Origin of the sequence: Paraburkholderia sp. UCT31, from assembly GCF_014397655.1 — a bacterium.
GTDB lineage: Bacteria > Pseudomonadota > Gammaproteobacteria > Burkholderiales > Burkholderiaceae > Paraburkholderia > Paraburkholderia tuberum.
In genome coordinates, this window is record NZ_VZQP01000073.1 from 1 (window position 1) to 13,367 (window position 13,367).

At 59.4% G+C, this 13,367-nt stretch carries 9 protein-coding genes and 2 pseudogenes; 5 read left to right on the forward strand and 6 right to left on the reverse strand.

Annotated elements, in window-relative coordinates:
* Positions 1–213: hypothetical protein (locus F6X40_RS41940; protein WP_222946266.1), on the forward strand; the 213-nt coding region annotated here is incomplete at its 5' end.
* Positions 214–539: 326 nt separating this feature from the next.
* Complete coding sequence (locus F6X40_RS36780) at positions 540–2,990, forward strand: glycoside hydrolase family 15 protein (RefSeq protein ID WP_187631263.1); 2,451 nt, start codon at positions 540–542, stop codon at positions 2,988–2,990.
* A 216-nt stretch (positions 2,991–3,206) separates the two neighbouring features.
* On the opposite strand, the gene F6X40_RS36785 is transcribed toward F6X40_RS36780, so the two are convergent.
* From F6X40_RS36785 to F6X40_RS36800, 4 genes and pseudogenes are all read right to left on the reverse strand, one after another.
* Positions 3,207–3,434 (reverse strand): hypothetical protein, encoded by a 228-nt coding sequence (locus F6X40_RS36785; protein WP_187631264.1) that lies wholly within the window; start codon positions 3,432–3,434, stop codon positions 3,207–3,209.
* A gap of 201 nt (positions 3,435–3,635) precedes the next feature.
* On the reverse strand, positions 3,636–4,439 hold the full coding sequence (locus tag F6X40_RS36790) for a transglutaminase-like domain-containing protein (protein ID WP_184072247.1): 804 nt from the start codon (positions 4,437–4,439) through the stop codon (positions 3,636–3,638).
* A gap of 310 nt (positions 4,440–4,749) precedes the next feature.
* The gene (locus tag F6X40_RS36795) at positions 4,750–4,986 is read right to left on the reverse strand and encodes a hypothetical protein (protein WP_184072245.1); all 237 of its coding nucleotides are present in this window, start codon (positions 4,984–4,986) and stop codon (positions 4,750–4,752) included.
* Between the two features lie 307 nt (positions 4,987–5,293).
* Positions 5,294–6,037 (reverse strand): annotated as a pseudogene (locus F6X40_RS36800) (substrate binding domain-containing protein); the annotation flags it as partial.
* Here F6X40_RS36800 and F6X40_RS36805 point away from each other — a divergent pair.
* Together F6X40_RS36805 and F6X40_RS36815 are read left to right on the forward strand one after the other, a co-directional pair.
* Positions 6,033–6,284, forward strand: a pseudogene (locus F6X40_RS36805) (NmrA/HSCARG family protein); the annotation flags it as partial. The pseudogenes F6X40_RS36800 and F6X40_RS36805 overlap by 5 nt on opposite strands.
* 1,230 nt (positions 6,285–7,514) lie before the next feature.
* Positions 7,515–8,990, forward strand: a complete 1,476-nt coding sequence (locus F6X40_RS36815; RefSeq protein ID WP_187631266.1) for a PAS domain-containing sensor histidine kinase — start codon at positions 7,515–7,517, stop codon at positions 8,988–8,990.
* A gap of 185 nt (positions 8,991–9,175) precedes the next feature.
* Here F6X40_RS36815 and F6X40_RS36820 read toward each other — a convergent pair whose 3' ends face one another.
* On the reverse strand, positions 9,176–12,202 hold the full coding sequence (locus F6X40_RS36820) for an ankyrin repeat domain-containing protein (protein WP_184072241.1): 3,027 nt from the start codon (positions 12,200–12,202) through the stop codon (positions 9,176–9,178).
* Positions 12,203–12,287: 85 nt separating this feature from the next.
* Between F6X40_RS36820 and F6X40_RS36825 the strand changes: the two genes are divergently transcribed.
* Positions 12,288–12,572 (forward strand): DUF4142 domain-containing protein, encoded by a 285-nt coding sequence (locus tag F6X40_RS36825; RefSeq protein WP_262421687.1) that lies wholly within the window; start codon positions 12,288–12,290, stop codon positions 12,570–12,572.
* Positions 12,573–12,918: 346 nt separating this feature from the next.
* Here F6X40_RS36825 and F6X40_RS36830 read toward each other — a convergent pair whose 3' ends face one another.
* Complete coding sequence (locus F6X40_RS36830) at positions 12,919–13,245, reverse strand: hypothetical protein (protein ID WP_187631267.1); 327 nt, start codon at positions 13,243–13,245, stop codon at positions 12,919–12,921.
* Positions 13,246–13,367 lie beyond the last annotated feature (122 nt).

Consider the following 13,367-nt stretch of genomic DNA (forward strand, 5'->3'; position numbering starts at 1 on the left):
GTCAATCAAAACCGCGCGTCAATCAATAAACGCTTGCCAGCGTCAATCAACATCGGCATCATATTTCTGCCGCGACATTCTCAAGCTGATTGTCGCGCGTCTCTCATCCAGATTGTCGCGCCACACCTTAACGAACCCGGAAGTACGCGACTTCGCCAGTTCCCTCTTTATTCCACCCTGCTGTCGTCCGCCGTAGAGGCTTATTCGCCGTAGACGCTTATTAGGCGAAGTTTACAGCTTCGCGTCCCCCTCGTGGCCGATGCCCCGACTCCCCCCAGGCCGCTGAACGACGCGGCGGATCTGTAGCCAGCGTCATCACGATCACACGCGGCACTTGGAAACGACTTCTACATGCTTGTGATGGAAGGCGCGCCCGGCACGCGTCCCTCCGAACTGTCGCTGATTGAGCGGCCTCACGTGTGCCTCTCTATGCACGTCAAAAGCGCTATCCTCGATAGCTACAATGCGTAGCATGCCCGCTCTTCTGCTCATCACGTGGATTTCTGATCGATCTAAGCAAAGATATGGAGTGAGATGCGATGGCAAATCTGCTTGAATCGAATCCGGCTCCGGGCGCACCTGGCAATCCGCTGAACTGGAGCCGCGCGGACAAAGACGCCGTCGGAACGGCGTACTCGCTGTCGAGCCAGGTCTGGTACACGACAGCAGGCGGCATCCTCACGGAAATCTACTTCCCGGATGTCGACACCCCTCAGGTACGAGACTTCCAGCTGATCATTACCGACGGGTCGACCTTCTATCACGACGCGCAGAAGGACTTCGACCATCGATGCGAATGGCCGGAGCCGCCCGCCTTATCCTGCCGGCTCACATCCCAGGCGAAAGGGCAACCCTACACCGTCGTGCAGGACGTGATCGCCGAGAAGGGTTCGGCCTGCGTGCTGGTTCGCACGACCCTGCAGGGGGACCAGGATTTCCTTAACAAACTGCACGTCTATGCCTTGTTGACGCCTCACATGGCGGGATACGGCGCTGGCAACACCGCGCATCGCGTCAGCACCGCAAATGGCGATCGCCTGGTCGCGACGCGTGACCATTACTGGCTCGCGCTGGGCGCCGACTGCGGCTTCGGCACGACGGGTTGCGGCTTCGTGGGAGTGAACGATGGCTGGACCGACATCATCGCAAACAAGCGCTTGCCGGCCTGGAACTACGACGCAGCAAAGGACGGATACGTCGCCGTGACGGCAGAGATCAACCGCGCAGGGCAGAATCAATTCGTTCTGGCACTGGCGTTTTGCGTCGACGAACCGACGCCGATTACGCAGAGCACGCCCAACAAGGCGCTGACCGCCGTATCCGAGGCGCTGGCCTACCCCTTCGACGGACCCGCCGACCCATACAGCCACAAGCAAGCGTTCATCCAGGGCTGGAACGACGCGGTTCGCGACCCGTTCCAGCCCAAGGCGAACATTACGGGCGATGGCAATGCACTTTTCAACATGAGCCTCAACGTGTTGCTCGCGCATGAGGACAAGACCGCCGACGGCGCACTGGTGGCTTCATTGAGCATCCCGTGGGGACAGACGATGCGGGACCTCGCTGCCGGCTACCACATGGTCTGGCCGCGTGACATGTGCCAAAGCGCACTCGCGCTGCTGGCCGCGGGCGCGCAGGATGCGCCCCTACGCGGGCTGATGTTTCTCGCTGCGTCGCAATTGGCGGATGGTAGCTTTCCGCAAAAGTTTTTCATTGACGGCGAGCCTTGGCGGGACAATGCCTCGCAGCTCGACGAATATTCCTTTCCAATCATTCTGGCCTATCACTTGAGCGAAGCCGGTCTGCTGCGTCAGTTCGATCCCACCGGCATGGTGCTGGCCGCAGCAGGCGCATTGATCAAGAACGGCCCCATGACTCAGCAGGAACGATGGGAAGAACTCGAAGGATACTCCCCTTCGACACTGGCATCGAACATCGCGGCGCTAGTCTGTGCGGCTACTAAATGGGCGGACGCCAGCACCGCCCAGTTCCTGCTCGAATACGCGGATTTTCTGGAATCGCATCTAGAGACATGGTGCGTCGCTGCGGAAGGCTCACCGGTTCCTGGCGTGACGCAGCACTACATTCGAATCTTGCCGACGCACGTCAATGGCGTCTTCAATTTTCCAGAAAATCCAGATACCGCCCAAGTAACCGTCTGGAAGAAAGACTACAACGCAAACACCATCGTGGACGCGGGTTTTCTCGAACTGGTGCGCTATGGCATTCGCGCCGCGAACGATCCGATCATCGTCAACTCGGTCAAGGTAGTCGATGCAGTAATCAGAAAAATTCTGCCGCAGGGGCCTGCCTTTTACCGATACAACCACGACGGTTATGGTCAAGGCAATCTCGGCGAGGACTGGTACGACGGCGCTACCTTCGGCGTTGGTCGACCGTGGCCGCTGCTCACTGGCGAACGCGGTCATTACGAATTGGCCGCTGGTGGCGACGCCACATCCTACATCCGCGCTCTCGAGGCGTTCGCCGGAACGCGCGGTCTGCTTCCCGAGCAAGTGTGGGATCTGCCCGATCTGGCAGACCCGCCCTTCGTCACTGGCGGGCCGACTGGCTCTGCCATGCCGCTCGCGTGGGCCCACGCCGAATACATCAAGCTCGTTCGCTCCGCTTCGGACGGTCAGGTCTTTAACCACCTGAAAGTCGTCGCCGATCGTTATCAGTCTCAGCCCGGCCAGGCGCCGCGCGCTCGCAGCAATATCGAAATCTGGAACTTCAACCGCCCGCTGCCGTCGATTCCGGCCGCCACGACAATTCGGATCCCTTTGGCTGCGCCTTTCCGCCTGCGCTGGACGATCGACGACTGGGCCACGTCGGAGGACAGCGAAGCCACCGCAACGGCGCTCGGCATCTACTACGTCGATCTGGTCACGCAAGCAGCCCAGGCCGGTTCATCGCTTGCATTCACCTTCTTCTGGACCTCGAGTCAGACGTGGCAAGGGCAGAATTTTTCCGTCGCCCTCCAATCCTAAGCGATGCGTCGCCAACGGCGGACAATTGCTTCTGTCATGGAGAAACACACGACTTCATCTGGCTTGCGATGGGCGCCGCGTCGCTCAAGGTCATGTTTTTCAGGTTCAAAGCTTTCCGCTTGCTCGCTTCACACGCTTTTGTCAGCGATACATCGCCTCGTACGGAGGATAGTGGAGCACCCCGTGGGGCCCGGCGGGGAGGTTACGAAAGTGCGATCATTTTGCGGCTTCGAACAGGGCGACGAGATGCGCCTGCATCGATTCCGGGCATCCTGGGAAGCCGTCCATGAACTCCATGACGCTGGAGAACCGCACGTAGGTACGCGGGTCATCGAACTGTTTGATATTCCCTTTGACGAGCAGCGGGCCCCAAGAGGGCTCGGTGGTGTCGAGGCCCAGATAGAACGCGCCGATGTGGTCTCCGTCCAGGAGCACAGCGCTCATTCGCCGAGTAACTTTGCTGGACATACTCCGCCGCGCATCCGGTCGCCCATAGCCCACCGAACGACTGACGCGTGGAACGGGTGAACGACGCGGTGACGCTCAGGCGCGCAATCAATTAGGCCAGCGCGGTCCAAATGCTCACGTTACCGGGAGCGGATCCAAAAATTCCCCGTCGGCTCAGCAATGGCCAATTGTGCGCGGTTATTCCTGATCGCAATGCACCTTGAAGTGCGTTAGCACGGCGGCCCCAAACGCATTGCTTATCGCAACATCGGCGGCGTCGCGACCGTATGCCATCAAAACGCGCCCGATGCGCGGTGCGTTGTTACGCGGATCGAAGGTTTGCCAGCTACCCCCTACGTAGGCCTCAAACCACGCCGCGAAATCCATCGGCGCTGCGACGGGGGGCAAACCGACATCGCTGATATAACCGGTGCAGTAGCGAGCCGGAATATTCATGGCGCGGCATAGCGTGATGCCCAGATGGGCGAAGTCCCGGCAAACGCCCCTTCGTTCGCGGTAAACGTCCGCTGCGGTTTTGGTCGGCCGCGCGTGCAGGTAATCAAATGCGATATGCCGGTGCACGAAGTCGCAGATTGCGAGAACAGTCTCGCGGCCCGGCGCGCACTGTCCAAAAACCTTCCACGCGACGTCGACCATCAAATCGGTTTCACAATAGCGGCTACCCAATAGGAAAACGAGCGTATCGTCGGGCAACTGCTCGACTGGATGGCCCCAACCGTCTTTCGGACGCGTTTCCATCGCATTTGGCACATTCAGAAGCGCGGTCGTGCTCAAGCCAACACGCCCGGCGGGCGCGACTATCCGCGTGCACAGGTTGCCGAACAAGTCGCGGTACTGCCTCGTCGCCACCGGCGGATCGGTAACGAGCAGATCTGCCTCGACAATATCCTTTGCATGCGAAAAGTGCGTGTTCAGCATCAGCATCATCGGCGTCGGTTGTGAGCACTCGTACGACAGTTCGTATCCGACGCGAAGCTTCATATATTTATCCTGTTCGTCTGATCCCGGAGGTTGGGGCTGACAACTCAAAGGCGTGCGGCCCGAGACAGCCACAACAGATGATCCCACGACGCCGGGCGTCACGCTCGCATTCAAAAACAATCGCCGCTACCTGGCCTGAGCGGCCCTATGGTCTGTTGAAATGAAATGAACGCCGTCTCCCGGTGAGAGATTGGGCCTGACGCCAATGCTCTCAACGGCGACGACCGTCGTGCGTGCGACGTCGAACGCAGCTAGTGACCGTACTCGGCGGGACGAGTGAGTGTGTCGAGGCGGCGAAACAGGAATGGAATCAGCCAGTCGGGCCAAGCAGCAGGTCGATTGCGGCTTGACCGGCGACTTCCCCAACCAGGTAGGCCCATCGTTCAGTAAAAGGGCCGTTGCGCAGCGCGATCCGGCCCCCCCGCGCGCCGAGCACTTCGAGGTTGGTACCGCCTTTGATCTGGACAGTCACGTTGAACGTGTCCTCCGCAGCCGGAGTCAACTCGACGTGAATCTCGAAGCCACGATAGGTGATCATTCGTTGCATGAAAGGCTCCATGTCGTTATCGGAGACTAACACGCGAACGTTGCATGGTTCATACGGCTACAGGCGCTGATCCCGTACGAGGTCGGTAACCGGCGTCGTAATTCTGCTTGCAGAGGCGTTCGAGACGGCAATTGCCTATTGGTTGAACTGCGCCCCCAGTACTGATGGTCCTGACAGACGTGCCGAGCGTCGGGAAGGGACCGGGTGCCGCGAGATGCGTTCTTTCCGGCTGACACGAGACGGTCATACGCGGTGGCGCGCAGCCGTTAGCACTCAACGTAAGAGAGACCTGTGGTCCGCACCGGTCTCACGGTTCCGATCCTATAAATCCAGCCAATTCCCCGGGTTTTCCCAGGGGGAATGCTTCCTTAATGTGATCGAGAAAGGCGGAAACGCGAGGGCTTAGCAAGCGCCGGGAAGGATAAAGCGCCCATAGTGCGATGTCAGGGCCATCCAGATCACCCCAATGCGTAAGCCTGCCGGCTGCGATGTCATGGCTCACAAGCGACAGCGGCAGGCTAGCGGCACCCACGCCGAGACGGACCGTATCGCGGACCATGATCAACGACGACAGGTAAGCAACCGGCTTGATCGATATGCGCGATTTTCCGTTCAGGCCTGTGACATCCCACGAAGCAATCCGATCATGCCCTCCGCGAAGGACAGCCGGAACACTCGACCCGTCCGCCGGTCGCGCCAAGCCCGGGTTAGCCACGACGACCAGCCGGTCGCGCAGGAACACCCGGCCGATCAGGCTCTCGTCAGGATCGGGGTTGACCCGAATCACCAGGTCGTACCCTTCCTCGACCATATCGACGGGGCGATCTTCCGTCGTCACTTCCAGTCGAATCTCCGGATATTTCAGCGCGAACGTGGCGACCAGCTTACCCATTGCGATCTGAGAAAAGAGCGCCGGCGCGCTGATGCGCAATCGACCGCGCGGTTGTTCGCTACCGGATGTGATGGCAGCGGCGCTCTCGGTAAGCTCGGCAAGGAGCGCACCGGTCCGCTCGTAAAGGGCACGTCCTTCCTGCGTGAGTTTCAATCCGCGCGGGGCCTCCATCTGGTCAGAGCTTCTTGGCCGTGCGATTGCCTACGGCGGGGACGATCCCGCCCAATTCGAGCAGAATCTGGCGAACTTCCTGCCAAAGTGGATGGCGTATGAAATGCGCCTGATGGCCGAGCGCTACGTCAGCGACGGCATGGTGCCGGAGGCCGGCGATGTCGAGCGACTCGTCGGCATTCCGGGCCGCCCGCTGCACTCGTACCGCGACTTCGCCGCCGGGCTCGCTGGCTGAGCTTCGAACCCCCGTCCTTGGCTGAGCAATATTGGACGAGGATTGGAACGGCATCGGAACGGGGTGTCCTGGAGGCGGACGTCAGTGTCGCACGGGTGCGAAAGAGCTACTGCGCCCGATATTCGGGCGAGTTAAGTACGAGCCCTGATCGCGTCGGGTTCCTTCGGCACCTCGTCGCCTGGCCGGAAATCGGCGGCTTTCATGTTCTCGTGCAGATGGACAACGGACGACGTGCCCGGAATCTGCACGATGTGCGGGGATCGATGTAGCAGCTACGTGAGCGCGACGTACATCGGCGTCGCATTCGATCGTCTATTCCTGGCCCGTCACTGCCTCACGCGATCGGCATATGTCGTTAAGGTTTATTCGACGCCTGCCGACATGACGCCGCTTCGCGACACGTTGCAAACGTTCTGCCGGCCAGCTACCGACCTTTCGGTTGCGGCTTCAGGCAGGTGGACATTAACTACTCGCAATCCGGTTCCTTGTCATTCTGCGCACTTATCAGCGCGACGGAGAATGCGAGCGCCTCAAGGGCGGTCAATTACGCTTTGCTCGATCTGGCGCCGACGTTCCATTTGGCGCGATCTGGGCATCGACGCAGAACGAGATGAAGGCCTGCACCTTTGCTGCCAGGTGCCTTCGCGACGGGTAGAGCGCATAAAGAGGAAAACGTTCATCCGGCCAGTCCGGAAACAGATCGACAAGGTCTCGCTGTGCAAGCAGAATCTGTCCCGATCGACATGACCTGGGCGATTCCTGCGCCCGCTACGCAAGCGTTGAGCATCGTGCCAACATCCGACACAAGCAGCCGACCGGAAACCGGAATGCTGACGACTTCCTTGCCTCGATGGAACTCCCATTCGAAAGGGCGCCCCGATAATGGATTGTAGAAAAGTATGCGTTCGCAATTGACGACGTCGCCCGGACATTCTGGCCTGTGCTGGCGCTTGGCAACACCTCGGCGTTCACCCTAGCCCTACTTTCATTGGGGAGGACCGTCCTGTCAATCCTGATCTATCATCAGGGCTGTCCGCCGGCGAGCGGACCGCTCCCCTGACTTCGCTCGAACTTCATGCCTGTCTGCTGCACATCGTGGGGCCGGGAACCTTGTTCATGCGCTTCCCAGACTTTGCGAGTACCGCGTCCGACGAGCACATGGTTTGCCGTGTCCCTTGACCGAGAGGGCGAGTCAGCGCTTCGACCTGCCGTTCAAAGGGGAAAAACCGAATGAAGGATCTCCTTGCGAACGATGGCTGGCGGGGGATGCACGCAACCAGAACGACCAACGGGATCGTTCAATCGCGCTCCGTTGCCGCGATCCTGTTCGCCGGCGCTATCAGCATAGCGATCGCGACCTGGGTGTGCTTTCGCCTGGGAGCCGGCGTCGCGGTAGTTGGGTTCGTCTACCTGATCGAGGTCTTGCTGGTGTCACTGATGGGCAGCCTCGTTTCATCGGTAGCTATCTCGGTGATCGCTGTTGGTTGCCTCAACTTTTTCTTTACACAGCCACTATTTACCTTCCGGGTAGATGCCCAGCAGGACATCGTAGTGTTGGCTGCCTTTTTTGTGACATCGTTCGTCGTCACCTTTCTCGTGCATAGGACTCGCCAACAGGCAGCGGTCCATCGTGAGCAGGCACAGCTTCTCGACCTTACCCACGACAGCGTGGTAGCTCTCGATATGGACGATGTAATTACCTACTGGAACAGCGGCGCGGAAGCGCTTTATGGGTGGAAGAAACACGAGGCGCTCGGCCACGTTGCCGACCGTCTGCTTCACACGCGTTTTCCTGCAGCACTCGAGGACATCAAAAAAACTTTGATTGAAACGGGCCGTTGGGAAGGCGAGATCGTCAATACCCGGCGCGACGGGTCGGAAGCCGCAGTGGCCAGCCGTTGGGCCCTGGTGCGAGACGAACAGGGGCGACCGATCGCGACCCTCGAAACGGGCACCGACATCACCGAGCGCAAGCGGGTCGAAGAGGCGCTGCAACAGGTGTCTCGTTTGACGTCGATCGGCGAATTGGGCGCGTCGGTGGCCCACGAAATCGCCCAGCCTCTCGCAGCGGTCGCCACCCATGGTGCCGCGTGCCTGCGATGGATTGACCGGGACGTACCCGACCTTGAAAAAGTGCGAGCCTCCGTGCAACGCATACTTACTGATGTACAACGCGCGACCGAGATCGTCAGGCGCGTCCGCATGCTCGCAAAGCGGATTGCCCCTGAGATGACGCGACTGGAAATCAACGAGCTGATCAGTGACGTCATGGTACTGCTCCAGCGCGAGGTCTTGAAGCACAATGTAGCACTGCGCGCGACGCTTGCTTCGAAACTGCCGGCGGTGCTTGGCGATCGGATCCAACTGGCACAAGTCATCACGAATCTGATTACAAACGGTATCCAGGCAATGAGCACGATCGAAGACCGGCCGCGCGAACTGACGATCAAGTCGTGGCGCAGCGACGACGGCTATGTGATCGTCTCGGTGCAAGATTCCGGGACAGGAATTGACCTGCAGCACGCCGATCGGCTATTCGAACCGTTCTTCACTACGAAGCCCGAAGGTATGGGTGTGGGGCTTTCTATTTGCCGTTCGATTATCGATGCCCATGGTGGGCGGGTTTGGGCAGAGAACAATGCCGGATACGGCGCGACTTTTCAGTTCACTATTCCCGTGATCGGCGATAGCGGATCGGGGGAATAAAGCGACCTGCTGCCGCCGCACGCTGCCCGATCGGCAACCGACCGCTATGGCCGATGATGGGTCCAACCAAATGTTGGACGAAACGTCCCTTAACTGAGCGAAGCGGATCTTCGAATGTCCGCCCGGATCGCTGAGCGAACGACAGTTGAGGGGCCGAAAGCCGCCCCAAAAGAAATATCGGCAAGTCAACCCTTCTTTCGTCTTTCGATTTCTTGTTTCACACGTTCGATTTCAAGCCGTTTAGCTTCCTTTGTTCCCCATCGTGGCGCTCTGTTCTGGGTGGCTTCGGCGGCTGCACGAATGCGTGCTTTGGCGGCAAGTTGATTGGCTCTGCGTTCGTCCAGCTCCCTCATTTGGGCCGCTTGCCGTTCGGCGAAGCGTTCAGCCGCGATGGGTGTGGTTCGTTCAGGTAGTCCAGCAAGGACCACAAGCTTGTCGATATTGTCCCAGGTGCTGATCCAGCCGTCGTTGTAGGCAAACTCGCTAATCAACGGGAGGTTGAGTGCCGTGTAGATCGGGACCCAGTTTTCTTCTTCGCCTTGGCGGCGACGCACAGCGAGTTTGGGATTGAACTGGTACCGCCCGGTGGATACGCGCAGGAACAGGGATCTATTGTAGGCATAGTCTCTGTCGATTTCGTTCCTCGCCAGCACGCCAGAAAGATGCTGGCGCTTGTTGCGCTCAGGCCGCGCGATGTTAGCGGGTAAGTGTTGCCAGGCATCGAGGATGATTTGGGTCTGGAACGCGCTGTCTGTATTGCCTCGTATCTTGCTAAATCGTGCCTTGAACAATACCCACAGGGTCTGGAACAGAAAGTATTCAGACAGATGCCGGTCGATGCGGACCAAACGATCGCCCGCTCTGACATCAATGCAGGGCGGCGCCAGGCATTCATAGATTGCCGCCAGCGGGCCAGCAGCAAACTTTGCATCGCCAAATGCCTGACGCAAAGCCCAGTGCAGGGCATTGTGACCATAGTGATCGACGGCATCGCGGTCGGCACCGCGCTCCAGCAGGGCTTCCACCAGCGCCACATTTCCTGCAGCAGCTGCGGCCATCAGCGGCGTCTGGTTCATTGGCAGACGATGATCGACGCCATGCTGGTCACACTGCCTGAGGATGTCCTTGAAGCGGTTGGCGAAGAAAGGGACGTAGCTCTTGCGGGCGAACACCGCGCGCTGCTGATCAAAGGTTCGTGCCTGCTCGAATTTCGCCTCGACTGCCAGCCACTCGGCGAGCTGCGGTTCATCGAAGCAGGTGGCATAGTCAAAGAGTTGCTGCTTGCCCTTGTTGCCCGGAGACTGCTCGCGGAAGACCTTGATCAGCAGTTCCCTGACCTTGGCCTCATCGAACACCGGCCACGGCACCGGGACCTGCTTCAAGATGGTGCGGCGGATGGCCTCCGCCTGCTCCTGCTTGCCCTGCAGTTCAAGTTTGCGTGCTTCCTTCTGCCAGTCTTCGAGCGTGGATTGCCTGGCCTCGATCCTGGTCTGGCCGACGATCAGATCCAGCAACCCGAACAGATCATGCCCTGTGTCCGACTCGATCATGTAGATGTTCTTGATGGCGCGCGTCAGCGCTACATACAGGGCATTGACGAAGAATTTATAGACTTCGAGCGACTTGTCACTCTTGTCTTTAGCGCGTTTGTAATCCAGTGTCTCGACCGCCAGATCGGTCTTGGCGATGCCCTCGACAATGTCGTTGAACTCGCCCCGGTGATCCGAGATGAAACGGTAGAGCACGATGTTCTCGTATTCGAGACCCTTGGCTTCGTGGATCGAGAACAACAGCGGCGTGGCAAAGTGCTTGCGGGCGTCGGCCTTGTCCTCATCGCGCATTACCAGGACGGCGAACTGGGCGGATTGGCGAATCTTCTGGTCCAGTTCGCGCTTGGTGGCGTCCTTGTCGGGTATCAGCGTAACCTGGCCGGTCTCGCCGCCGACGGCCTGGACCAGGAAGTTGCTCTCCCGGTCGATGGAGCCGAAGCGCCGCTGCTTGATCTTGAGCAACTGATTGGCGACGCGAGTGGCCTCCAGGCCGTTGCGAAAGTTGGCCATTAGCACGCGTAATTCCTGCCGCTCGGCCAGTTTCGGGTCCTTCCAGAACAGGCTCTTGACTTGGCTCCAGGAAAAGAAATTGGGATGGACAATCTGGTTGGAATCCCCGCAGAGCATGAAATGACCAGGCTTCTTGATGGTTTTCAGCACGAGCGCGAGTTGCACGGTGGTGATGTCCTGCACCTCGTCAATAACCACGAAGTCGTAGCGCGGCGCAGCCAGCGCTTGCCAGTCCTGGGCGACCAGATTCAGGTCGTAGAGCTTTGCCTCGACCAGCCAGGCGCGATACTTCTCAAACAGATTGTAGAGTTGGTCGCGCCGTTCTACGGGAAAGATCGATTGACGCACCCCCAGTGCTTGATACTCGTCGCGCGACAGGACACCGCCCGACCCGGCGGCAATCACGCCGCGAATCTCCTCGAAAGCCTGGTGGGCATCGACATCCTTGAAGTTCTGCCGTATACGCGAGTACCAGCCCGCAAAGTCGCGCCAGCTAGCCTCGCGTCCTGCCGGAACGCGGATCGACTCGACAAACTCCCGGTAGGAGAGAAATACGGCATCCTGAGCGCCATGCTCGAAACCGTTGGCGTAATAAAGGTCGCGGGCGCTCTGCGCCAGGAAGGCGGAGTGAGTGACGTAGAGGACCTCACCTTCGGCATGCTTGAGCTTTTCAAGCGTCAGTGCGGTCTTGCCGCTGCCAGCGCTGCCGACGACAACCAAGGGAGGTGGCTGTCGGTAAATGGTCTCCTGCGTGTCATCAAACGAGATCGGTTTGTCGAGCAGGTGAATGCCGGTACGCTCGGGATGAAGGTAGCGTAGAGCTTGCGCCTCCCTGATGGCGTCATCAGCGCTGATGTCTGGAATTTTGCTCTCGTCAATCGCCGCGCCGCGCAGGAAACGTGACTTATCGTAGGCGTGATTGGCGATCACTTCCAGCATCAGTGCGCAGACTTCATCCCCGTGGCGCACCAGCGAGAACAACAGCCGGTCGGCGTCATCCAGCTTCGCCCGGTAGAACTTGCCGTGGCTCAGATTGGCGAGCTTCTTGACTTGGGCAGCCCGGAAGTCGTGGCGGGCGATGGCCGCGGACACCTTGTCGTAGCTGGCCTTGACGCGTGAAGTGTCGAGGCCTGTGTATTCGAGAATCTTCATGAGGCGATGAGGACAAGTGCAAGAACAAGAATTCTCTCATGGCCGCCTGGCCTGCCAACCTCTATAGCAAGTTTTCCGGTCATTCATGGTGGCGAATCGAGCCGAAATCGAGGCGGGCAACCTAGCGCTAAGCCGAAGCCAGAGAAGAAGCATCCAGAATTTCGCGGGAAAAATGATCGCGGAACACAGCGACTTGTATCAATCAGCCGTCGAATTGACGCAGAGGCTGATGCTCTACCCCGAAAATAGTAGGATGAGCGAGGCGTTTCGGAACGAAGGGGATGACAACCTCGCCAGGTTGAATGCGGCCGATGAGTACGCGTTCGACGGAGACTACATTCGCGGATGGCGCGATGCGCCGGCGCCTTGACCGCGGGGTGCGCGAGATACGTGGTGCTGGGGGCCAATGACATCTGATAGTCCGGCCTGCAGGATTTTGTGATCGCGGGTGTTGATTTCAAGGGGGAGGCTGCGTCGAATGCCGATAGTCGAAAACTCGCATCTGCAAACGGCGAAACCTGTCATTCGCGGCTGCCGAGGTGCGAATGTCCGGAAAGCAATCTGTAACTGCCTCAGAAACGCAAGCGCGTGTCAGCGCCTTCTATCGGTTGAATGAGACAGCACACGCGGAGCGGCGATACGTTACGTGCCTACGCCTGCCGCGCTGTCGGCGCCGCCGTCCGGCAGCTGTATGTAGTCGTCCTGCGAAAGGTCCCTTATTCAGGCTCCGTCGTTGGCTCCGTACGCTCCGACACATCATTCCCCTTCGCGTGCATGCACTCCAGGTACGCGAGATCGTATCTTTGCTGCACGTTCAGTTGTGCCCGCGGCACGTGGGCGTCGCTCGCGGCGCGCGTGTCGACACCGCTCGCCAGTTGCTCCCTCGCATACTGTTTGCACTGCGCATCGTCCCGCAGAAAAACGGTGAATGGCTTGTCGCGCCCCGGCTTCACGGCTACCGCCGGCCCTATGGGCTGCGACACGCATCCGGCGGCAACCGAGCAGGCCGTCACGGCGATCTTGATTCGACAAAGAATACTCACGGCCTCCGTCCCTATCCGAGGCTATCAAGACTACGCCAAGCTCGATACGCCGAGGCCGTTGGCTTACGCACCGCTGCAATGCAAGGTTGCGACGCAAACATCCCCGTCGGCGGCTGCAAACT